We start from the raw sequence: 21,622 nt of genomic DNA, 5'->3' as shown, positions 1-21,622 counted from the left end.
GAACCGCGCCAAAAAGGAACGGTGCCAAAAAGGAACGGTGCCAAATAAGGAACAGTGCCAAAAAAGGAACCGGTGGCCATGGTCTTTCAACCATAGCCACCGGTTCGCGGTTCCGGCGGTTACTAGCCGTTGAAACGCGGGAAAGCGCTCCGGCCGGCGTAACGTGCGGCGTCGTCGAGCTCCTCTTCGATGCGCAGCAGCTGGTTGTACTTGGCGACGCGTTCGGAGCGGGCCGGGGCACCGGTCTTGATCTGGCCCGCGTTGGTGGCAACGGCGATGTCCGCGATCGTGGTGTCCTCGGTCTCGCCGGAGCGGTGCGAGGTGATGGTGGTGTAACCCGCGCGCTGGGCGAGGGAGACGGCGTCCAGGGTTTCGGTCAGGGAACCGATCTGGTTGACCTTCACCAGCAGCGAGTTGGCGGTCTTCGAATCGATGCCGGTCTGGAGTCGCTCCGGGTTCGTGACGAAGAGGTCGTCACCCACGATCTGGACCATGTCGCCGATGGCGTCGGTGAGGGTCTTCCAGCCTTCCCAGTCGTTTTCGTCCAGCGGGTCCTCGATGGAAACCAGCGGGTAGTCGGCGACGAGTTCGGCGTAGTAGGCGCTCATCTCGGAGGAGCTGAGGGTCTTGCCTTCGAACTGGTAGGCGCCGTCCTTGAAGAACTCGGAGGAGGCAACGTCCAGGGCAAGGGCGATGTCCTGGCCCGGGGTGTAACCGGCGTTCCGGATGGCTTCCTGGATGAGGTCCAGGGCGGCGCGGTTGGACGGCAGGTTCGGCGCGAAGCCGCCTTCGTCGCCGAGGCCGGTGGACAGGCCCTTGGCCTGCAGGACCGCCTTGAGGGCGTGGTAGACCTCAACACCCCAGCGCAGGCCTTCGGAGAAGGTCTCGGCACCCAGCGGGACAACCATGAATTCCTGGATGTCGACGTCGGAGTCGGCGTGCGAGCCGCCGTTGAGGATGTTCATCAGCGGTACGGGCAGGACGTGCGCGTTGGGCCCGCCCAGGTACTTGTAGAGCGGCAGGTCGGCGGACGCCGCGGCGGCGTTGGCGACGGCCAGGGACACGCCCAGAATGGCGTTGGCGCCGAGCTTGCTCTTGTTGGCGGTGCCGTCCAGGTCGATCATCGACTGGTCGATGCTGCGCTGGTCCGTGGCGTCGAAACCGATCAGGGCCGGGGCGATCTGGTCGATAACGGCGTCGACGGCCTTCTGGACGCCCTTGCCGAGGTAACGGCCCTTGTCGCCGTCGCGGAGTTCCACGGCCTCGTGCTCGCCGGTGGAGGCGCCGGAGGGAACTGCTGCGCGGCCGATCTGACCGTCCGAGAGCAGGACTTCAACTTCTACGGTGGGGTTGCCACGGGAATCGAGGATCTCGCGGGCGTGGATGGCATCGATAAGCGCCATGGATAGGCTCCTTTGGGTGAAGCGATCTGCTGGGAATCTGATGGGAAATCTAGCTGGTAATCAAGCTGAAAAACCGACGTCCTCGTCGCTACCCAGCCTAGTCGAGAGTGGGATAAGTTACAGAAACCTATCCAGTCCCCGGACGTCATTTGGCGGATTACGGGACGGTTCATGCGGCGGAGCCGCTGGCCGTCCCGCCTGGAAGCGGCGGTTGGCGCCGCGGAGGGCGCGTTCGGCGTCCAGCCCCTGGTCCCGTGCGGAGGCCGCGATCGCGAACAGCAACTCCCCCAGGTCCGCCTCCGACGTCGGGACGTCAACCGGCCTGGCGGGGGCCGGCAGTCCGGCCCGTTCGGCGCGGTCGAGCAGTTTCTGCGCCCGCGCCAACGCCGGGAGCGCGCCGGGGACGCCCCCGAGTGCCCCCAGCCGGGAGGGATCAGCGCGGGAAGGATCAACGCGGGAGCCTTCAGCGCCCGCATCCGCAGCCCCGGAGTGCAGGACCTGCTCCGAGCGCTTGACGGCGTCCCATGTGCGGACGATTTCTTCCACCGTCGCCGGGAAGGACTCCTGCAGGGATCCGTCAGGACGGAACACGTGCGGGTTGCGCCGGACCATTTTGGCGGTGAGGCCGCGGGCGACGTCGTCGAGACCGAAGGCCCCCCGCTCCTCGGCGAGCCGGGAGTGGAGGACCACCTGAAGCAGGACGTCGCCCAGTTCTGCCTTCAGCTCCGCGTCGCCGCCGGCCGTCTCGATGGTTTCCGCCACCTCGTAAGCCTCCTCGAGCAGGTACTCCACGAGGGATTCGTGGGTGAGGGCACCCATCCAGGGGCAGTGGGCGCGCAGTTCGCCAATGCACTCGACCAGCGCACCCACCGCATTGGAGTCCTTGTTAGCCAAGATCGGCGTAGGCCTCGTTGATGTATTCGACGAGGGCTTCCTTCTCCTCGAGCGGCAGGAAGGCGGCCTCGGCTGCGTTCAGCGTCAGCTCCAGCAGGTCGTCGAGGTCGTAGTCGAACGTCTCCACCAGCAGTTCGAACTCGTCCGTGAGCGTCACGCCGCTCATGAGGCGGTTGTCCGTGTTGATGGTGACGTTGAAGCCGAGCTGGTAGAGCATGTCCAGCGGGTGGCTTTCGATGCCCTCGCCGAAGCCGGCGACAGCGCCGGTCTGCAGGTTGGAGGAGGGGCAGATCTCCAGGGCGATACCCCGGTCCCGCACCCAGCTGGCCAGCTCGCCGAGGGTCACCATGCCGATGTTGTCGTCGAGCTCGTCGCCGCTGTTATCGGCCGAATCATCGTCCGACTCGAATTCAACAGTGACGTCCTCGGCGATGCGGACGCCGTGGCCCAGGCGCAGCGCGCGTCCGTCGACCAGGGCGGACTGGATGCTTTCAAGTCCGGCGGCTTCGCCGGCGTGGACCGTGGCCGGGAAGTTATGCTCGGCCAGGTAGGTGAAGGCGTCCTTGAACCGGGACGGCAGGAAGCCGTCCTCAGCGCCGGCGATGTCGAAGCCGACGGCGCCGTTGTTGCGGTGGCGGACGGCCAGCTCGGCGATTTCCTGGCCGCGGTCGGCGTGGCGCATGGCGGTGATGAGCTGGCCGACCTGGATGTCGCGGCCGGTCTCGGCGACGGCATCGACGCCGGCATCAAGGCCCGCCTGCACGGCCTCGACGGCGTCGTCCAGGCTCAGGCCCTTCGTCAGGTGCTGTTCGGGGGCCCAGCGCACTTCACCGTAGACAACGCCGTCGTCGGCGAGGTCTTCGACGAATTCCTTGGCGACGCGGAAGAGCCCGTCCTTGGTCTGCATCACGGCGATGGTGTGGTCGAACGTCTCGAGGTAGCGGACCAGCGAGCCGGAGTCGGCGGATTCGCGGAACCACTCCCCCAGGGCGACGGGATCCGTGGACGGCAGCGTGTGTCCCACGGCCTCGGCAAGTTCAATGATGGTGGCCGGACGGAGTCCGCCGTCCAGGTGGTCGTGAAGGGAAACCTTGGGGAGGCCCTTCAGGTCGAATTCGAGGTCAGGGGCAGCGTCAAGAATTATCTCAGTCACGTTCCAACCTTAGGGTCGGAGGCCGGGCAACACCAGCCGGTCCGACGGCAGACGCCGTCCGGGCGGTGGGATCAGGCCTCGACGTCGGCCGGTGCGGCCATCTTCGCGGGCAACGGGGTGGTGCCGGAGCCGTGCCGGTGCGCGGGCGCAGCGCCCGTTTCCGTAGCTCCAACCGTGGTCTGCGGAACCTGGGCGTGCGGGGCCTGGGCGTCCTGGGCCTGGGCGTGCGCCAATTTGGCTTCTGCCGCGAGCGTGGCGGCCCGGCTGGCGGCCGCGGCAGCGCCACGGGTGTCGCGCCAGCGGTGCAGCCAGGTCAGCAGGTGGTCGATCACGATGCCGAGGACGATGGCAAAAGCGATGGCGATCCCGACCCCGAGCAGCGGGTGTTCGTGGACCCAGTTGCCGGCGACGATGCCGACGCCGGCCGAGTAGGCCACCCAGGTGACGGAGGCGAAGACGTCAAGAACGACGAAGCGGCGGCGCGGGTACGCGGTGGTGCCGGCGATCCAGTTCACGGCCACACGCCCCACCGGGATGTACCGTGCGGTGAAGATCAACATGGCGCCGCGCTTGTCGAGTTCATAGCGCGCCCAGTTCAGGGCGCGGTGGATCTTGGGTTTGCGCATCCAGCGGAACCGTTCGACGCCGATATGACGGCCCAGCATGTACGCCATGTTGTCCCCGGCAATGGCCCCGACGGCTGCCGCGGCCATGACCCACCACATGTTCGGCTGGCCGGACGTGACAGAGAGGGCACCCAAAGCGACGATCAGGGTTTCGCTCGGCAGAATCGGAACGAAACCGTCGATGAAGCAGAAGATCGTAAGAATCGGATAAATCCACCACTGTCCCGCGGCATGGAGAATAGCCTCATTGATAAATTCCACGCGGGCGTTGCTCCTAGGAAAGTGACGAAAAGCGCTCTTCAGTGTCCCATGACGGACAGGGATGCGCTACGTTCCATCAGGATAAATCTGATGCGTTTCAGGGCTCCGTCTTTTTGGGCTCCGCCGGAGGGACCGGCTGTCCGGCGTCCCCGGGAAGCGGACCCCGGACCTTGCTGATGACAACGTCCACCAGGATGCCCAGGCCGACCGCGCAGATGACGGCGACGATGACGCCCAGCAGGTGGTTCTCTTCAAACCATTGGCCAAAGAAGAGGCCGATCGCGACAGAGTAGGCGGCCCACAGGACGGCAGAGAGGACGGTCAGCGCGACGAAGCGTGACTGCGCGAAGTGTGTGGCGCCGGCCGTCAGGTTGACGGCGACGCGGCCGATCGGCACGAAGCGCGCCACGAGGATCAGCGAGGCGGGCCGTTTGCGCAGTTCCGCGCCCGCCCACCGGAAGGCCCGCTGCATTCGTTGGCCGCGCATCCAGGTCCAGCGCCGCGTGCCGGTGCTGCGGCCGATCAGGTAGGCGATGTTGTCGCCGATGAAGGCGCCGGCAGCGGCGGTCACGGCCAGGAGCGCCGGGTTGGGGACGTCGGCGGTGGCGGCCACGGCGGCGAGTCCCACGACGACCGATTCGCTCGGAATGGGCGGGAAGAAGCCGTCAATCACGCAGCACGCGAACACCAGGACGAGTACCCAGGGTTGCCCGGCTGCGGCCAGGATGAAGTCGTTGATTGCCTGCACGGTTTCCTAACAAACAACGGGAGGACGGCTGTCGTGCCAGTGTACTGCGGGGCAGGCCGCAGCTTGCCCTATCACTTGTGGTCGCCAACCCGGGGGTTTAGCGACCACAAGTGATGGGGCAACGGGCTGCTGCCGGCTGCTAGGAGATGCGGTCGATGATGAGCTGCTGCGCCGGGCGGGAGCCTTCCGGGGCAATCACGACGGCGTGCTCCAGCGCTTCCCGGGCCCGCTCGAACTTCTCCGGGGTGTCCGTCAGGAGCGTCATGAGCGGCTCACCGGCCTTGACCGTGGCGCCCGGCTTGGCGTGCATCCGCACGCCGGCGCCGGCCTGGACCTGGTCCTCCTTGCGGGCACGTCCGGCGCCGAGGCGCCAGGCCGCGACGCCGACGGCCATCGCGTCGAGCTCCACCAGCACGCCGTCGGCCGGGGCGTAGATGACCTCGGATTCCCGGGCGACCGGAAGCTTGGCGCGAGGGTCCCCGCCCTGCGCCTCGATCATCCGGTTCCAGACGTCCATGGCCCGGCCGTCGCGGAGCGCGGCCCGGGGATCGGCGTCGCGGACGCCGGCGCACGCCAGCATTTCCTCTGCGAGCCGGACGGTGAGTTCGACGACGTCTTCCGGTCCCCCGCCGGCAAGGACCTCCACCGATTCCTCGACCTCGATCGCGTTGCCGGCGGTGAGGCCCAGCGGCGTGTTCATGTTGGTGAGCAGGGCCACCGTGTTGACGCCGGCGTCCTTGCCCAGGGCCACCATGGTCTCGGCGAGTTCGCGGGCGCGGGCCTCGTCCTTCATAAAAGCGCCGCTGCCCACCTTGACGTCCAGCACCAGCGAACCGGTGCCTTCGGCGATTTTCTTGCTCATGATCGAGGACGCGATCAGCGGGATGGCCTCCACTGTTCCGGTGACATCGCGGAGCGCGTAGAGCTTCTTGTCCGCCGGGGCCAGTCCCGCGCCGGCGGCGCAGATGACCGCGCCGACGTCCTGGAGCTGGGCCAGCATTTCCTCGTTACTCAGTGCGGCGCGCCAGCCCGGGATCGATTCGAGCTTGTCCAGCGTGCCGCCGGTGTGGCCCAGGCCGCGGCCCGAGAGCTGCGGCACGGCAACGCCGAAGACGGCCACCAGGGGTGCCAGCGGGAGGGTGATTTTGTCCCCCACCCCGCCGGTGGAGTGCTTGTCGGAGGTGGGCTTCCCACTGCCGTCGGGGCGGCGCAGGCTGGAAAAGTCCATTCGCTCGCCGGACGCGATCATTGCCGCCGTCCAGCGGGAGATCTCGGCCCGGTCCATGCCGTTGAGCAGGATCGCCATGTTCAGTGCGGCCATCTGCTCGTCGGCGATGGCGCCGCGGGTGTACGCGTCGATGGTCCAGTCGATCTGGGCCGGGCTGAGGACACCCTTGTCCCGCTTGATGCGGATGATGTCGACGGCGTCGAATGCTTCAGTGTTGCTGGTGGTCTGTGTCACCGGGGTTCCTCCAGGTGTTGGGGGCCAAAGGCATCGGGAAGGACCTGGTCCATGGTCTTGATTCCCTGGGTGGTCATGAGCTCCATGTCGGGAGCCCTGAATTCGTACAGCAACTGCCGGCAACGTCCGCAAGGCATCAGGACATTACCGCCAGCATCTACGCAGTAGAAGGCGCGGAGCAGGCCGCCTCCGGTCATGTGCAGATTGCCCACAAGGGCGCACTCGGCGCACAGCGTCAGCCCGTAGCTGGCGTTTTCGACATTGCAGCCGCTGACAATCCGGCCGTCCGCGGTGAGGGCTGCTGCCCCCACCGCGAACTTCGAATACGGCGCATAGGCGTTCTCCATGGCGGCGACCGCGGCGGCCTCGAGGGCGGCCCAGTCGACGTCGGCGCTGTCCATCGTCAACCCTTGACGTACGGTATGCCGCTTGCGGCCGGTGGCCGCGAGCGGCCGACGAGCCCGGCGACGGCGAACACGGTCACGAGGTATGGCAGCATCGCCATGAACTGGCTCGGCACCGGGGTGCCGATGATCGTCACGATGCTTTGCAGGTTGTCGGCGAAGCCGAACAGCAGCGCGGCGAAGAACGCCCCGATCGGGTTCCAGCGGCCCAGGATCATTGCGGCGAGGGCGATGAAGCCTCGGCCACCGGAAATCTCCTTCGTGAAGCTGTCAATCGCCACGAGCGTGAAGAAGGATCCGCCGATGCCGGCGACGGCGCCGCCCAGCGTGACGTTCCAGAAGCGGGTCGCGTTGACCTTGATGCCCAGGGTGTCGGCGGCCTGCGGGTGTTCACCGACGGAGCGGACACGCAGGCCCCACTTGGTTTTGAACAGCCCGATCCATACAACAATCACGGCGACGTACATGAGGTAGCCCACGACGGACTGCTTGAACAGGATGGGACCGATGACCGGAATGCTGGACAGGATCGGGATTTCGATGATGGGTAGCCTGCCGGGCGAGTTGAACATTTCCTTGTTCGCCTGCATCACGGTGCTGAACAGGAAGCCGGTGAGGCCCGAGACCAGGACGTTGAGCACCACACCGACGATGATCTGGTTGACGACGTACTTGATGCTGAACACGGCCAGCACCATCGACACGAGGGCGCCCGCCACGGCGGCCGCGACCAAGCCGAGGTAGGGGTTGTCGGTGAGGCTGGCGACAATCGCGGCCGTGAAGGCGCCGCCGAGGAGCTGGCCCTCGATGGCGATGTTCACGACGCCGGCGCGTTCGCACAGGACACCGGAGAGGGAGCCGAAGACAATCGGGACGGCGAGGGTCACGGACCCGGCGATGAGGCCGGCCAGCGAGATGCTGGGGGTCCTGGCGCCGCCGACCACCCAAATCAGGAAGGCAACCACGAAGATGACAGTGAACACCACCGGCAACCAGCGCGGGGAATGCCGGTTGTTCGTTTTCAGGACCATCGAGTAGCCGGCCAGGACGAGCAAGATCACGGAGAGCACGATGCCGGACAGGAAGGCGGGCACTTCGATCGCGGGCAACTGGAAGAAGTCCCCGCCGGAGGATACGCCGAACTTGGCGGTCTTTTGGGGACCCATCAGGCCAAAGAAGATGAACGCGACGACGGCCAGCACCATCAGTGTCACGGGCAGTTTCCACGTGACGGGTTTGGCCGATACTGTCTGCTTGCGTTCCTTTGCCTGCTCCGGCTTGCCCTGCGGGCCACCCGGTACGGGCGCTGTTGCTGTTGTGCTCATGCTGCACCTCCGGTGGTTGCTGCCTTCTGGGTCTTGCCGGCGGTTGCGGCCTTCTTCTTGCGGGGGTTCATTCCGAAGATCGCCCGGACCAGCGGCGGCGCCGCGATGAACAGCACGATGAGCGACTGGACCACCAGCACGATGTCGATCGGGGTGCCGGTCTGGATCTGCATCTGGACCGCACCGGCGCGGAAGGCGCCGAACAGGATGCCGGCGGCGAACGTGCCCCACGGCGTCGAACGTCCCAGCAGTGCGACGGTGATGGCGTCAAAGCCGTAGGTCGCCGCGACACCGTCTGTGAGGACCTTTTCGGTGCCCGCCACCTGCGCGACGCCGGCCAGGCCGGCCAGGCCGCCGGCCAGGGTCATGACCAGAATGGTGGCGCGGGGAACGTTGATTCCGGCGGTCAGCGCCGCCTTGGGGTTGGCACCGACGGCGCGGAATTCGAAACCGATCGTGGACCGGTTCAACAGCCACGAGACAAAAACTGTCGCCGCGATGGCCAGCAGGAAGCCAAGGTGCAGCCGGTACTGGCTGCCGAAGATCTGCGGATACAGGGCAGACGGGTCCAGGATCGGGGAAATCGGGGTGGTCTCCCCCGGCCGCTGGAACAAGTCCGTGTCCAGCAGGTACCGCAGGAAGTAGAGGGCGATGTAGTTGAACATGATGGTCACGATGACCTCATGGGCGCCGGTTCTCGCCTTGAGCACGCCCACGAGGCCGCCCCAGACGGCACCGCCGACGATGCCTGCAATCAGGACGAGCAGCAGGTGAAGCCCCACCGGCAGGTCCAGGGCGAAGCCCACCCAGGCGGCCAGGATGCCGGCCATGATGATCTGCCCCTGCGCACCGATGTTGAACAGGCCCGCACGGAAGGCCAGTGCGACGCCGAGGCCGGCGGTGATGAGCGGTGTGGCGATGGTGAGGGTTTCCATCAGCGGGGCGAACTGTCCGGCAACGCCGTTGCCCCGGGGGTTGAAGACCGATCCCTGGAAGAGCGCGACGTAGGAGCCCGTGGCCGCTGACCAGACCGCGGCGAGGAAATCGGTGGGCCGGGCGAAGAAGTAGCTCGACGTGGCCGCGACCACCTTGTCCGTGGCGGCAATGAGGAGTCCGCCAAGGAACAGGGCGAGGAGGACGGCCAGGATGGTGACAATGCCGTTGCCGGTGAAGATCTTGCGCAGCACCGAATCCGGTTCCTCAGCGCCGGGGATCTTCCCGCTCTGGGCGGAGACCGGGACAGCCGATGGCCGCATCGCCCCGCCGGCGGTGTCCAGCGTGGTCACGAATTCGGCGTCGTCCCCCAGGGGGTCCTGGGGCCCCGCATCCGGGGACTGGGTTGTGGGAATCCGCTCCGGATCCGGTTCAGCCGAGTGTCGCGGCTGGTTGTTCTCACTCATGGTCGTCTCCTACAGCGCCGGAGCTGGACTCCTGCACGGGGTGGGCGGCGGGCGCCTGGTTCGATTCTTTGGTTGGGGCGGGTCCAGCGGCAGCGCCGGCGGCAGCGTCGGCGGCAGCCGCTCCCCCGGGATCCGTGGCCGGCTGCTTCCTCGCGGCGTCCGCGAGGGCTTCCTCCGGGGACAGCCCCGCCATCATCAGGCCGAGGACGTCACGACCGGTGCCGGCCGGGACAATCCCGACCAGCTTTCCCTTGTAGAGCACGGCGATCCGGTCGGCGAGCTCGATCACCTCGTCCAGTTCGGTGGAGACGATCATCACGGGGGTGCCGTGGTCGCGCTCGGCCACGATGCGCTTGTGCAGGAATTCGATGGATCCGACGTCCACGCCGCGGGTGGGCTGGGAGGCGATGAACAGCCGCAGCGGCCGGGAGAGTTCCCGGGCCATCACGACTTTCTGCTGGTTGCCGCCGGACAGTGTGCCGGCCGCGAGCGACCCTGACGGGGTGCGCACGTCGAACTCTTCGATCCGGGTCTTGGCGTTCTCCAGGACCGTGGCCGGGCTCATGCTGATGCCCTTGGCGAACGGGGCCTTGTCATAGCGGTCCAGGATCAGGTTCTCGGCGATCGAGAAGGTGCCGATCAGTCCGTCCACCGAGCGGTCTTCCGGCACGAAGCCGACGCCGGCGTTGAGGACGTCCTTGACGCTGCGGCCCAGGAGTTCCTCGCCGTCCAGCAGGATCGATCCCTGGGCGCGTTCATGGAGGCCCAGGATGGCCTCGGTCAGTTCCGTCTGGCCGTTGCCCTGGACGCCCGCGACGGCGAGGATCTCGCCGCGTGCGATGTCGAAGCTGATGCCGTCCACGACGTGCTGGCCGCTGGGCGCGATCACGGTGAGGTCCTTGACCTGGAAAGTGGTCTCCTGGGGCTTGGCCGGGGCCTTGTCCAGGGTCAGGTTCACGGCCCGGCCCACCATCAAGGAAGCCAGTTCTGTCGTCGAGGCGCCGGGATCGGCGCTGCCGACCACCTTGCCGCGCCGGATCACGGTGATGGTGTCGGAGACGGCCTTGACCTCGCGGAGCTTGTGCGAAATGAAGACGATCGAGGTGCCGTGGCTCTTGAGCTGGCGCATGATGTCCAGCAGCTCATCGGTGTCCTGCGGGGTCAGCACGGCCGTGGGCTCATCGAGGATGAGCACCTTGGCGTCGCGGACCAGTGCCTTGATGATTTCCACACGCTGCTGCACGCCGACCGGGAGGTCCTCGACCATCGCATCGGGGTCGACGTCGAAGCCGTAGCGGTCCGAGATCTCCTTGATCTTCCGGCGGGTGTCATCCAGGTTCAGGAATCCGCCGGCCTTGGTGGCTTCGGCGCCCAGCGCGACGTTTTCGGCCACCGTGAAAACCGGGACCAGCATAAAGTGCTGGTGCACCATGCCGATGCCCGCGGCCATGGCGTCGCCGGGGCCGCGGAAAGTGACGGGTTTGTCGTCGATGAGGATCTGGCCCTCGGTGGGCTCGTACAGTCCATACAGGACGTTCATCAGCGTGGACTTACCCGCGCCGTTCTCGCCGAGCAGACAATGAATCTGCCCGGGTTCAACAACCACATCAATGTGATCGTTGGCTACCAGGGAGCCGAAGCGTTTGGTGATCCCCTTGAGTTCAAGTTTCAAAACTCTGACCAATCTCGAAGTGTCCGGCAGTCATGGCTCGGACGGATGATGGGGCTGCAGACCCAGCCTAGTGCCTGCAGCCGGAAGCGGAGCCGGTCCGCTCAACGAAAAGCGCCACAGCCCGTGCGGTGGTGACCGGACGGGCCGTGGCGCTTAGCGAAAGGACGTTAGACCTTCGGGCTGGCTGCGGATTCAACCTTCAGCTTGCCGTCGGCGATGTCCTTCTTGATCTGCTCCAGCTCGGACTTCAGTTCCGCCGGAACCTGGGAGTCCAGGTCGTGGAACGGAGCCAGCTGGACGCCGTCGTTTGCGAGGGTGCCAACGTACGGAGTGTTGTTGAATTCGCCGTCCTTGTCCTGCTTCACAACGGTTTCAACGGCCTCGCCCATCAGCTTCATAACGGAGGAGAGCATGATGTCCTTGTAGTCCGGTGCCGTGAGGAAGCCGTCGGAGTCAACCCAGATGAGCTTGACGTCCTTGCCTGCGGCCTTGGCTTCCTTCAGGGCCGCACCGGCACCCTTGCCGACCGGGCCAGCGACGGGCATGACGATGTCCGCGCCCTGGTCCAGGAAGTTCTGGGTGAACTGCTTGCCCTTGTCCTGCTTTTCGAAGTCACCGGTGAAGGAACCGTCCTGCTTGGCCTTGTCCCAGCCAAGAACCTTGACGTCCTTGCCCTTCTGCTCGTTGTAGTACTTGACGCCGTCGGCGTAGCCGTCCATGAAGATGGTGACCGTGGGGATCTTGATGCCGCCGAAGGTGGCAACCGTTCCGGTCTTGGTGGTTCCGGCGGCGAGGTAGCCGGCGAGGAACGCAGCCTGGGCCGTGTCGTAGATGATCGGCTTGACGTTGCTGATCGGGGTCTCGTAGCCGAAGTCGATGATGGCGAAGTGGCTGTCCGGGTTGGCCGTGGCCTGGGACTTGGTGGCGTCGCCGAGCAGGAAGCCCACCGTGACGGTCAGGTCGCAGCCGGCGGAGACCATGGCGCGGAGGTTCGGCTCGAAGTCGTTGTTGGTCTTGGACTCGGCCTGGTTGACCTTGATGCCCAGGTCCTGCTCAGCCTTCTTCAGACCCTCGTAGGAGGACTGGTTGAACGACTGGTCGTCGAATCCGCCCGAGTCGGAGACGATGCAGCCTGTGTAGTCGCTGGCCGTGGGGGCCGCGCTGCTGCCGGTCGTCGGGGCGGCGCCGCAGCCGGTCAGCAGAAGTGCAGCCGCACCGGCGGTGGCGACTCCGGCCATCGAACCGCGCTTGACGGTTGCACGCAGAGAGTTCTTCAATGTTCCTCCAGGAAGAAAAAGTAGGCGCTACGACGGGTGCTCAATGAGTGTCTGTTGGCGGCGTGGCCGCTGAAACGCTGTTTTCACTGATGGATTTCGCAGCACTGCGCCAAGGCGCACTGATGCAAGACACTTTAGTGGCCTGAGACACGTCCAAGTAGCACAGTTCACAGCGATTCCACAGATTGTTGAGAACTTGTTACCAAGCGGTAGACGTGGAAAGCCCCGCACCGGCATTCCGGAGCGGGGCTTTCCGCGAGTGGGCGGGGTGGGGCCTACGGGCTTAGAGGCGGACCAGCATCTTGCCGGTGTTGGCGCCGTCCAGGAGGTCCATGAACGCCTGTGGAGCGTTCTCCAGTCCATCCACGATGGTCTCGTCGTAGCGCACGGTGCCGTCCGCGAGCCAGCCGGACATGGTTTCGACGAACTCGGCCATGTGCTGCCAGTAGCCGCCGACCAGGAATCCCTTGAGGGTCAACTGCTTGCCGATGGCCTGCATGAGGTTCCGCGGAGCCGGCGTGGGCTCTGTCGCGTTGTACTGCGAGATCGCTCCGCACATGGCCACGCGGCCACCGACCGTGAGCGCCGACAGCGCAGCTTCAAGGTGCTCCCCGCCGACGTTGTCGAAGTAGACGTCGATCCCGCGTTCGCCGGCAGCCTCGGCAAGCTGCTTGGCCACCGGGCCGTCGTGGTAGTTAAACGCCGCATCAAAACCCAGCTCCAGCAGCCGGGCCACCTTTTCCGGCGACCCCGCGCTGCCGATGACGCGGGAGGCGCCCATGGCCTTGGCGATCTGCCCCACGAGGGAGCCGACGGCACCTGCGGCGCCTGAGACGAAGACGACTTCCCCGGCCTTGAAGTCCGCGACCTTGAGCAGGCCGGCATACGCCGTCAGGCCGGTCATGCCCAGCGCGCCGAGGAAAGCCTGCGCGGGGGCCAGATCGGTGCGGGCGGGGGTGGTGGCGCCGGCGTCGAGCACGGCATATTCACGCCAGCCCAGGGAATGGACGACGGCGTCGCCCACCTGGCGGTCAGCGGAACGGGAGGCGATGACCTCGCCGACGGCGCCGCCGTCGAGCGCGGCGTCCAGCGCGAACGGCGCCGAGTAGGACTTGACATCGTTCATCCGGCCGCGCATGTAGGGGTCCACCGAGATGAAGAGGTTGCGGACCAGGACCTGGCCGTCCTGGAGTTCAGGCAAGGCGGTCTCGGCCAGGCGGAAATTCTCCGGCACGGGCCGGCCGTGCGGGCGGGACGCCAGCTGGATCTCGCGGGTTGTGGCGGGACGGGTGGTGGTTTCGGTGTTGGCGCTCATGCGGCGACCTCCAGGATCTTGATGTCGACAGTAATGTTTCCGCGGGTGGCGTTGGAGTAGGGGCAGACGTCGTGCGCCTGGGCGACCAGGGCCTCCGCCGTTTCCCGGTCAACGGCAGGCAGGGCGATCTCGAGTTCAGCGGCGATGCCGTAGCCGGATCCGTCGGCGAGGGCGCCAAGGTGGATCTTGGCGGCGACGGCGGAATCCGTGAGGTCGGCCTTCTGCCGCCGCCCCACGAGGCGCAGGGCGGAGTGGAAACAGGCGGCGTAACCGGCGGCGAAGAGCTGTTCCGGGTTGGTCCCTTCGCCGTTGCCGCCGAGTTCCACCGGGCTGGCCAGGGCCACGCTCAGCCGGCCGTCCTTGGTGACGGCGGTGCCGTCGCGGCCTTCGCCCGAAGCCAGGGCCTCGGCTGTGTAGAGAGTCTTCATGGGAAATCCAATCTGTTGGGAAAAATCTGGTGGCCGGCGGCGAACACGCCGGAAACCTGCGCAGGCGCCGTATGCTTCCGGCGAACTGGCGCGCCCCCGGCGATTTCGACGTCGGCGTGCGGGTTTCGACGTCGGCCGCTGGCGCGAGGGCTTCAGTGGGAGCCGTGCAGGGCGGCGGTGAGCCGGCCGAGGGTCTCGCGGAGCTGCTCAAGTTCGGCGGGCGAAAGCCCGGCGGCGTCAGCGAGGCGCTGCGGGATGGCGGACGCCCGCGTACTGAGTGCCGAGCCGGCGTCGGTCAGGAAGACCTCCACCCGGCGTTCGTCCGCCGCGGACCGGCGCCGTTCCACGAAGCCCAGCGCCTCGAGCCGCTTGAGCAGCGGCGAGAGTGTGCCAGAGTCGAGTCCCAGCTCCTCCCCCAGTTCCCGGACGCTGCGGGGTTGAGCCTCCCAGAGCACCAGCATGACGAGGTACTGCGGGTACGTCAGGCCGAGTTCGTCGAGGATGGGGCGGTACGCCGCCGTCGCCGCCCTCGAAGCCGAGTACATGGCGAAGCACAACTGCTTGTCGAGTCGGGGGGCGTTGTCACGGGGAGCGTTGGTCACATAAATAAGATAGCCCACAATTAAATTGTGCACAACTCAAATACGCTGCCCTTGTTGCGCCGAGGTGAGGGTTCGCGCCATAACACTCCGCAGGATGGGCGCGAAGTCTCACCTGGGCGGGGGCGTGCCCACCCGCGCCCCGGTTAGAGGTCGCGGATGGTGCGCAGCGCCGCGGCGGTGAGGACCTGGACGCCCAGGCCCAGCGCGCGTTCGTCCAGGATGTAGTCTCCGCGGTGCAGGTCGTACTCCTCGCCGCCGGGGGTCTTGGTGCCGAGGCGCATCATGGCGCCAGGGAGGTCCGCGAGGAACCAGGCGAAGTCCTCGCCGCCCATCGACTGCGGGGTCAGGACAACGGCGCCTTCGCCGATCTCGGCACGGGCGGCGGCTTCGATCAGGGCGGTCTCGTGTTCGGAGTTCACCACGGGAGGCACGCCGCGGGTGTGTTCCAGGTGCACGTCGACGCCGTACGGTGCGGCGATCTGCTGCACCACCTCGTCGAGGATCTTGCCGGCGCTGTGCCAGGCGTCGCGGTCCAGGCAGCGCATGGTGCCGGCCATGTAGCCGCTGGCCGGGATCGCGTTGGGGGCGGAGCCGGCCGAAATGTGGCCCCAGACGACCGAGACGCCGCTGCGGACGTCAACCCGGCGGGACAGGACCGCCGGAACGTTGACCGCAATCTGGGCGAGGGCGAAGACGAGTTCCTCGGTCAGGTGCGGGCGGGAGGTGTGGCCGCCGCGGCCGGTCAGCTCGATCTTGATGGTGTCCGAGGCGGAGGTGATGGCACCTATCCGGGTGCCGATCTTTCCCACCTCGATCCGGGGGTCGCAGTGCAGCGCCAGGATCCGGGGAACACCCTCGAGGACGCCCTGCTCGATGCAGCTCTGGGCGCCGCCGGGCATGGTTTCCTCGGCCGGCTGGAAGATGATCCGCACGGAACCGCGCAGCGGCGACTCCTCGTGCATCCGCTGCAGCACCAGGGCCGCCCCGAGCATGGTCGCGGTGTGGACATCGTGGCCGCAGGCGTGGGTGACGCCGTGGTTCTTCGAGGCGAACGGCAGCCCGGTTTCCTCGATGATGGGCAGGGCGTCAATGTCGCCGCGCAGGGCGGTGGCGATCGGGCCGTCGCCGATGTCAACCGTCAGGCCCGTCCCTTCGAGGCGCCGGGGTTTGAGTCCGGCTTCCTCGAGCCGCTTGGCGAGCTTGTCCGTGGTGCGGAATTCCTTGAAAGAGAGCTCCGGGTGTGCGTGCAGGTCCCGCCGGAAGGCGATCAGCTCCGGCAGGAGAGGCTCGAGCCACGGCCCCACCAATGTGGTGGGCTCAGCTTCAGTAGAGTAGTTGCGCACAGAATAACTCTAGCGAGCGGACAATAAATAGCGGCATCGCGTCCGGCGCGTTACGAACCGGGAAACACTTCCGGCGCCCCCGGTAGGGCCGAAGGGCCCGGAGGACGCCGGAACGAAAGGACGCCGGAATTAGAGAACGTCGGTGTCGCCGCTGGCCTTGAGCGCGTCGACAGCCTGCTTCACGCGCTGCGAATGTTCCTTGTGCATCACCAGGAGGGCGTCAGGGGTGTCCACCACGACCACGTCCTTGATGCCGATCAGCGCGATCACGCGCTGGGTATCGGAGACCACCACGCCGCTCGCGTCCTCGGTGAAGACGCGGGCGCCTTCACCGATCACGGTGACGTCCTTGACTTCCTTCGCGCTGTGGAGCCGGCCCACCGAGGCGAAGTCCCCGACGTCGTCCCAACGGAACGTGCCGGGAACGACGGCGACATCACCGGCGGCGGCGGCCGGTTCGGCCACCGCGTAGTCAATCGCAATCTTGGGCAGGGTGGGCCAGACGCGGGACTTGACCTCGTCGCGCTGCGGGGTGTCCCAGGCCCGGGCGATTTCCTGGACCCCGGCGAAAAGCTCGGGTTCGTTGGCTTCGAGGTGCTTGAGCATCAGCGAGACGGGTGCCACGAACATTCCGGCGTTCCAGACATATTCGCCGCTGTCGAGGTACTCCTGGGCGATCTCCTCGCTGGGCTTTTCCACGAACTCGACGACGGCCTGGGCGCTGGGGGCGCCGTCCACCCCGAGGTTCTTCCCGGCCCGGATGTAGCCGAAGCCGGTGGACGGGTGGGTGGGCTTGATGCCGATCGTGACGATCTTGCCGGCCGCGGCCGCGTGGATGGCCTCACGGACAGCATCGTGAAACAGCTCATCGGGGCTGATCACCTGGTCCGCGGCGAACGATCCCATGATGGTGTCGGGATTGCGCTCGTGCAGGATCGCCGCGGCCAGGCCAATGGCGGCGCCGGAGTCTTTGGGTTCGCTCTCGAGCACGAGGTCGGCGTCGTCGATCTCGGGGAGCTGGTTGCAGACAGCGTCGCGGTGGGCCATGCCGGTCACCACAAGGATGTGTTTGCCGGCGAGCGGCTCAAGCCGGTCGTAGGTGGAACGCAGGAGGGTGCTGCCCGAGCCCGTGAGGTCGTGAAGGAACTTGGGGGCTGCTGCCCTGGACAGCGGCCAGAGCCGGGTTCCCACGCCGCCGGCAGGAATCACCGCGATAAAGCGGCCCAGGGCCGAACCCTGAGCAGATACCTGCGCCGATACCTGCGGCGAGTCCTGGCTTGTCACATTGTCTGTAGTCATCACCGCTACTTTAGCCGACCGTGATGCGTCGGTCCCTGATCCGGCGGCGGACACGACACCGCACTCTGCACAGGAAGGCGCATCCTGCACCGGGCGCCGGAGCGCTGGGAAGGAACTCCCCGGGGGCCCAGCACCCCAACGAATGTGGCGTTCGTCTCAAAACCCGGGAAAATCCCCGCCGGGCGCCGTCACCGAGGGGTGGCTGAATTGAATAAGCTGTAAGCGAAGCCTAGATTTAGGCTTGAGCTTACGAGTGCTCTCGCAGCAGGCGTTCCCCCCGCGTGGATCCCATGCCAGCGCCGCTGTGTTGCAGGGAGGTTTATTCAGTGCCGACAAAACCAGCTGGCACCTTGTACCGCGGCCGTGAAGGCATGTGGTCCTGGGTTGGACATCGCATTACCGGTGTAGTGATCTTTTTCTTCTTGTTGGTCCATGTGCTGGACACCTCACTGGTGCGTGTGTCCCCCGAGGCCTACACCGCCGTGATCGGTGCCTACAAGAACCCCCTGATGGCCCTGGGTGAAACGGGCCTTGTCGCAGCGATCGTGTTCCACGCCTTCAACGGCCTGCGGATCATCGCCGTCGACTTCTGGAAGAAGGGCGCCAAGTACCAGCGCCAGATGCTGTGGACGGTGCTCATTCTCTGGGCTGTCGTCATGGTGGGCTTCTCCATCCGCCACCTTTCCCTCGCCCTTGGAGGTCACTAGCCATGAGTGCAACTGAGATTCAGAGCCCGCGCAGCGCCAAGGCGCCCGCCGCCAAGGTGGGCAGCAACCGGATCGCTCCTCAGTACCGCCGCAACGGCAGTTCCAAGGGGAACTTCGAAATGCTCGCATGGCTCTTCATGCGGCTCTCCGGCGTTGTCCTGGTGGTGCTGATCTTCGGACACCTGTTCGTCAACCTCCTGGTGGGCGAAGGCATCCACGCGATCGACTTCGGTTTTGTGGCCGGCAAGTGGGCCGACCCGTTCTGGCAGATCTGGGACCTGGCCATGTTGTGGCTCGCCATGCTGCACGGCACCAACGGTGTGCGCACCATCATCAACGATTACGCCGAAAAGGACGCCACGCGCCTGTGGCTGAAGATCGTGCTCTACGCGGCCACCACCGTCATCATCATCCTGGGCACCCTGGTCATCTTCACGTTTGACCCTTGCCCCGTCGTGAACGGCGTCCAGCTGCCCGGCGGCTTCTGCCCCGCCCCGTAGCGGCGCGACCCCAGCGGCAACCGATCCCTGCCTGCCCGGTGCAGGCCAGGGAGTTCCACGAGATTTCACCGGGCTGGCTCCGCCGGCCGGTGTTGTTAGCGAATTTTGAGAGAAAGAGCGTCTGGTATGCAGGTCCATAAGTACGACGTCGTCATCGTCGGTGCCGGTGGCGCCGGGATGCGCGCGGCGATCGAATCCGGTCAGCGCGCCCGAACAGCAGTACTGACCAAGCTGTACCCCACCCGCTCCCACACCGGCGCGGCGCAGGGCGGCATGTGCGCAGCCCTGGCCAACGTCGAAGAGGACAACTGGGAGTGGCACACCTTCGACACCATCAAGGGCGGCGATTACCTGGTCGACCAGGACGCGGCCGAGGTTATGGCGAAAGAAGCGATCGACGCCGTTCTGGACCTGGAAAAGATGGGCCTGCCGTTCAACCGCACGCCCGAGGGCCGGATCGACCAGCGCCGTTTCGGCGGCCACACCCGCGACCACGGAAAGGCTCCGGTCCGCCGCGCCTGCTACGCCGCGGACCGCACCGGCCACATGATCCTCCAGACCCTGTACCAGAACTGCGTCAAGCACAACGTCGAGTTCTACAACGAGTACTACGTCCTTGACCTGCTGACCGTCGAGGAAGACGCCGTCCGCGAGGACGGCACCGCGTACAAGCAGAAGCGTGTTGCCGGCGTCGTCTCCTACGACCTCGCCTCCGGTGAACTGCACGTCTTCCAGGCCAAGTCCGTGGTGTTCGCCTCCGGCGGCGCCGGCAAGGTCTTCAAGACCACGTCCAACGCGCACACCCTCACCGGCGACGGCATGGGCATCGCGTTCCGCCGCGGCATCCCCCTGGAGGACATGGAGTTCTTCCAGTTCCACCCGACAGGCCTCGCCGGCCTGGGCATCCTCCTCTCCGAGGCTGCCCGCGGCGAAGGCGCCATCCTGCGCAACTCCGAGGGTGAGCGCTTCATGGAGCGCTACGCCCCCACCATCAAGGACCTCGCCCCCCGCGACATCGTGGCCCGCTCCATGGCCAACGAAGTCCGCGAGGGACGCGGCTGCGGCCCCAACAAGGACTACGTCCTCCTGGACCTGACGCACCTTGAGCCGGCGCACATCGATGCCAAGCTGCCGGACATCACCGAGTTCGCCCGCACCTACCTCGGCGTCGAGCCGTACACGGAGCCGGTTCCGGTGTTCCCGACGGCGCACTACGCCATGGGCGGCATCCCCACCAACATCAGCGCCGAGGTGCTCCAGGACAACGACACCGTGGTCCCGGGCCTCTACGCCGCCGGTGAGGTGGCCTGCGTGTCCGTGCACGGCTCCAACCGCCTGGGCACCAACTCCCTGCTGGACATCAACGTCTTCGGCAAGCGCGCCGGCATCGCCGCCGCGGAATACGCCAAGACCGCGGACTTCGTGGAGCTCCCCGCTGACCCGGAGGCCTACACGCTGAACCTGCTGGACCACGTCCGCACCTCCGACGGCACCGAGAAGGTCGCTGCGATCCGCAAGGAACTGCAGGACACCATGGACGCCAACATGCAGGTGTTCCGCACCGCCGAGACGCTGAACCAGGTCCTGAAGGACATCGCGTCCTTCGAGGAGCGGTACCAGCGCATCAGCGTCCAGGACAAGGGCAAGCGCTTCAACCTTGACCTCCTCGAAGCCGTGGAACTGGGCTTCCTCCTGGAGCTCGCCAAGGTCATGACCGTGGCGGCCTTGCACCGCGAGGAATCCCGCGGCGGACACTTCCGCGAGGACTTCCCCGAACGCGACGACGAAAAATTCATGAAGCACTCCATGGCGTATAAGGATGAGCATGCTCCGGCGGATGGTTCCGCTGAGGCCATTGCGGGCATCCGGCTTGCCACCAAACCGGTGGTCTTTACGCGTTACGAGCCGATGGTGAGGAAGTACTAAGATGACCGCTGAACTCGCTGAGCCAGCCTCCAAGATCGAACTGCCCGCCCACATCGGAGGCGGCGGGGAGATCCCGTCCTTCGATGTGACCCTGCGCGTGCGCCGCTACAACCCTGAGGTCTCCGAGGACGCCACGTGGGATGACTTCAAGGTCACCATGTACGGCACCGACCGAGTCCTCGACGCCCTGCACAAGATCAAGTGGGAGATGGACGGCAGCGTCTCCTTCCGCCGGTCCTGTGCCCACGGCGTCTGCGGCTCCGATGCGATGCGCATCAACGGCCGCAACCGCCTCGCCTGCAAGACCCTCCTGAAGGACCTGGACACGTCCAAGCCCATCACGGTCGAGCCGATCAAGGGCCTTCCGGTGGAGAAGGACCTGATCGTGGACATGGAGCCGTTCTTCCAGTCCTTCCGCGAGGTTATGCCCTTCCTGATCAACCGGGGCCACGAGCCCACCAAGGAACGCCTGCAGTCCGCCGAGGACCGCGAGCGGTTCGACGACACCACCAAGTGCATCCTCTGCGCCGCGTGCACCTCGTCCTGCCCGGTGTTCTGGACCGACGGCCAGTACTTCGGCCCGGCCGCGATCGTCAACGCACACCGCTTCATCTTCGATTCCCGCGATGACGCCGGCGACATGCGCCTGGAGATCCTCAACGACAAGGAAGGCGTGTGGCGCTGCCGCACCACCTTCAACTGCACCGAAGCGTGCCCGCGCGGCATCCAGGTCACGCAGGCCATCGCCGAGGTCAAGCAGGCCATTCTGTCCCGCAAGATCTAGCCACCGGCCACTCACAGCATTCATCACGACGACGGCGCCTCTCACCTCACGGGTGGGGGCGCCGTCGTCGTCCTCCCGCTCTCACGAAAGGGG

The 21,622-nt window shown here is 66.3% G+C and carries 20 protein-coding genes; 4 read left to right on the top strand and 16 right to left on the bottom strand.

Going from position 1 to position 21,622, the window contains the following annotated elements; genetic code table 11:
• Positions 1 to 122: 122 nt before the first annotated feature.
• From eno to ASE96_RS16620, 16 genes are all read right to left on the bottom strand, one after another.
• Positions 123 to 1,403 carry a phosphopyruvate hydratase gene (gene eno / locus ASE96_RS16695; protein WP_056433060.1) on the bottom strand — a complete coding sequence of 427 codons (1,281 nt, stop codon included), beginning with the start codon at positions 1,401 to 1,403 and terminating at the stop codon, positions 123 to 125.
• A gap of 117 nt (positions 1,404 to 1,520) precedes the next feature.
• On the bottom strand, positions 1,521 to 2,222 hold the full coding sequence (locus ASE96_RS16690; RefSeq protein WP_082492825.1) for a MazG nucleotide pyrophosphohydrolase domain-containing protein: 702 nt from the start codon (positions 2,220 to 2,222) through the stop codon (positions 1,521 to 1,523).
• A gap of 67 nt (positions 2,223 to 2,289) precedes the next feature.
• Positions 2,290 to 3,450 carry an adenosine deaminase gene (locus tag ASE96_RS16685; protein ID WP_056433054.1) on the bottom strand — a complete coding sequence of 387 codons (1,161 nt, stop codon included), beginning with the start codon at positions 3,448 to 3,450 and terminating at the stop codon, positions 2,290 to 2,292.
• 71 nt (positions 3,451 to 3,521) lie between these two features.
• Positions 3,522 to 4,337 carry a DedA family protein gene (locus ASE96_RS16680; RefSeq protein WP_082492812.1) on the bottom strand — a complete coding sequence of 272 codons (816 nt, stop codon included), beginning with the start codon at positions 4,335 to 4,337 and terminating at the stop codon, positions 3,522 to 3,524.
• 97 nt (positions 4,338 to 4,434) lie between these two features.
• Positions 4,435 to 5,085: a DedA family protein gene (locus tag ASE96_RS16675; protein ID WP_056433052.1), complete on the bottom strand. Its 651-nt coding sequence runs from the start codon at positions 5,083 to 5,085 to the stop codon at positions 4,435 to 4,437.
• Between the two features lie 139 nt (positions 5,086 to 5,224).
• A complete protein-coding gene (locus ASE96_RS16670) occupies positions 5,225 to 6,547 on the bottom strand; it encodes a thymidine phosphorylase (protein ID WP_056433049.1) in 1,323 nt (440 codons plus the stop codon).
• The gene (locus ASE96_RS16665) at positions 6,544 to 6,948 is read right to left on the bottom strand and encodes a cytidine deaminase (protein WP_056433046.1); all 405 of its coding nucleotides are present in this window, start codon (positions 6,946 to 6,948) and stop codon (positions 6,544 to 6,546) included. Before ASE96_RS16665 ends, ASE96_RS16670 begins: the two co-directional genes overlap by 4 nt.
• Before the next feature lie 2 nt (positions 6,949 to 6,950).
• A complete protein-coding gene (locus ASE96_RS16660; RefSeq protein WP_056433043.1) occupies positions 6,951 to 8,276 on the bottom strand; it encodes an ABC transporter permease in 1,326 nt (441 codons plus the stop codon).
• Positions 8,273 to 9,676, bottom strand: coding sequence for an ABC transporter permease (locus tag ASE96_RS16655; protein WP_056433040.1), 1,404 nt, complete (start codon positions 9,674 to 9,676; stop codon positions 8,273 to 8,275). The genes ASE96_RS16660 and ASE96_RS16655 overlap by 4 nt, the downstream gene beginning before the upstream one ends.
• Positions 9,669 to 11,348: an ABC transporter ATP-binding protein gene (locus ASE96_RS16650; RefSeq protein ID WP_056433037.1), complete on the bottom strand. Its 1,680-nt coding sequence runs from the start codon at positions 11,346 to 11,348 to the stop codon at positions 9,669 to 9,671. Before ASE96_RS16650 ends, ASE96_RS16655 begins: the two co-directional genes overlap by 8 nt.
• 167 nt (positions 11,349 to 11,515) lie before the next feature.
• Positions 11,516 to 12,625 (bottom strand): BMP family lipoprotein, encoded by a 1,110-nt coding sequence (locus ASE96_RS16645; protein WP_442853907.1) that lies wholly within the window; start codon positions 12,623 to 12,625, stop codon positions 11,516 to 11,518.
• A 283-nt stretch (positions 12,626 to 12,908) separates the two neighbouring features.
• Positions 12,909 to 13,940, bottom strand: coding sequence for an NADP-dependent oxidoreductase (locus tag ASE96_RS16640; RefSeq protein ID WP_056433034.1), 1,032 nt, complete (start codon positions 13,938 to 13,940; stop codon positions 12,909 to 12,911).
• Positions 13,937 to 14,368 (bottom strand): organic hydroperoxide resistance protein, encoded by a 432-nt coding sequence (locus tag ASE96_RS16635; RefSeq protein ID WP_056433031.1) that lies wholly within the window; start codon positions 14,366 to 14,368, stop codon positions 13,937 to 13,939. Before ASE96_RS16635 ends, ASE96_RS16640 begins: the two co-directional genes overlap by 4 nt.
• Before the next feature lie 152 nt (positions 14,369 to 14,520).
• Complete coding sequence (locus ASE96_RS16630; protein ID WP_056433027.1) at positions 14,521 to 14,913, bottom strand: MarR family winged helix-turn-helix transcriptional regulator; 393 nt, start codon at positions 14,911 to 14,913, stop codon at positions 14,521 to 14,523.
• Positions 14,914 to 15,113: 200 nt separating this feature from the next.
• On the bottom strand, positions 15,114 to 16,313 hold the full coding sequence (locus tag ASE96_RS16625; RefSeq protein WP_056433023.1) for an amidohydrolase: 1,200 nt from the start codon (positions 16,311 to 16,313) through the stop codon (positions 15,114 to 15,116).
• Between the two features lie 129 nt (positions 16,314 to 16,442).
• Positions 16,443 to 17,612 (bottom strand): mannose-1-phosphate guanylyltransferase, encoded by a 1,170-nt coding sequence (locus ASE96_RS16620; protein WP_056433020.1) that lies wholly within the window; start codon positions 17,610 to 17,612, stop codon positions 16,443 to 16,445.
• A 326-nt stretch (positions 17,613 to 17,938) separates the two neighbouring features.
• Here ASE96_RS16620 and sdhC point away from each other — a divergent pair, with 326 nt between their 5' ends.
• The 4 genes from sdhC (at position 17,939) to ASE96_RS16600 (ending at position 21,529) form a co-directional block, all read left to right on the top strand.
• Positions 17,939 to 18,319, top strand: coding sequence for a succinate dehydrogenase, cytochrome b556 subunit (gene sdhC / locus ASE96_RS16615; protein WP_082492811.1), 381 nt, complete (start codon positions 17,939 to 17,941; stop codon positions 18,317 to 18,319).
• A gap of 2 nt (positions 18,320 to 18,321) precedes the next feature.
• A complete protein-coding gene (locus ASE96_RS16610) occupies positions 18,322 to 18,819 on the top strand; it encodes a succinate dehydrogenase hydrophobic membrane anchor subunit (RefSeq protein ID WP_056433014.1) in 498 nt (165 codons plus the stop codon).
• A gap of 126 nt (positions 18,820 to 18,945) precedes the next feature.
• On the top strand, positions 18,946 to 20,745 hold the full coding sequence (gene sdhA, locus ASE96_RS16605; RefSeq protein ID WP_056433010.1) for a succinate dehydrogenase flavoprotein subunit: 1,800 nt from the start codon (positions 18,946 to 18,948) through the stop codon (positions 20,743 to 20,745).
• A gap of 1 nt (position 20,746) precedes the next feature.
• A complete protein-coding gene (locus tag ASE96_RS16600) occupies positions 20,747 to 21,529 on the top strand; it encodes a succinate dehydrogenase iron-sulfur subunit (RefSeq protein WP_056433008.1) in 783 nt (260 codons plus the stop codon).
• Positions 21,530 to 21,622 lie beyond the last annotated feature (93 nt).

It is taken from the genome of Arthrobacter sp. Leaf69, assembly GCF_001422645.1.
Taxonomy (GTDB): Bacteria; Actinomycetota; Actinomycetes; order Actinomycetales; family Micrococcaceae; genus Arthrobacter.
This window is presented reverse-complemented; position numbering and strand designations above follow the sequence as displayed.

Coding starts and splice junctions, on each gene's coding strand:
- ASE96_RS16635 (WP_056433031.1), bottom strand. CDS start 14,368: ATGAAGACTCTCTACACAGCCGAGGCCCTGGCTTCGGGCGAAGGCCGC.
- ASE96_RS16620 (WP_056433020.1), bottom strand. CDS start 17,612: ATGACTACAGACAATGTGACAAGCCAGGACTCGCCGCAGGTATCGGCG.
- ASE96_RS16690 (WP_082492825.1), bottom strand. CDS start 2,222: ATGGGTGCCCTCACCCACGAATCCCTCGTGGAGTACCTGCTCGAGGAG.
- ASE96_RS16610 (WP_056433014.1), top strand. CDS start 18,322: ATGAGTGCAACTGAGATTCAGAGCCCGCGCAGCGCCAAGGCGCCCGCC.
- sdhA (WP_056433010.1), top strand. CDS start 18,946: ATGCAGGTCCATAAGTACGACGTCGTCATCGTCGGTGCCGGTGGCGCC.
- ASE96_RS16655 (WP_056433040.1), bottom strand. CDS start 9,676: ATGAGTGAGAACAACCAGCCGCGACACTCGGCTGAACCGGATCCGGAG.
- ASE96_RS16665 (WP_056433046.1), bottom strand. CDS start 6,948: ATGGACAGCGCCGACGTCGACTGGGCCGCCCTCGAGGCCGCCGCGGTC.
- ASE96_RS16660 (WP_056433043.1), bottom strand. CDS start 8,276: ATGAGCACAACAGCAACAGCGCCCGTACCGGGTGGCCCGCAGGGCAAG.
- eno (WP_056433060.1), bottom strand. CDS start 1,403: ATGGCGCTTATCGATGCCATCCACGCCCGCGAGATCCTCGATTCCCGT.
- ASE96_RS16640 (WP_056433034.1), bottom strand. CDS start 13,940: ATGAGCGCCAACACCGAAACCACCACCCGTCCCGCCACAACCCGCGAG.
- ASE96_RS16630 (WP_056433027.1), bottom strand. CDS start 14,913: ATGTACTCGGCTTCGAGGGCGGCGACGGCGGCGTACCGCCCCATCCTC.
- ASE96_RS16600 (WP_056433008.1), top strand. CDS start 20,747: ATGACCGCTGAACTCGCTGAGCCAGCCTCCAAGATCGAACTGCCCGCC.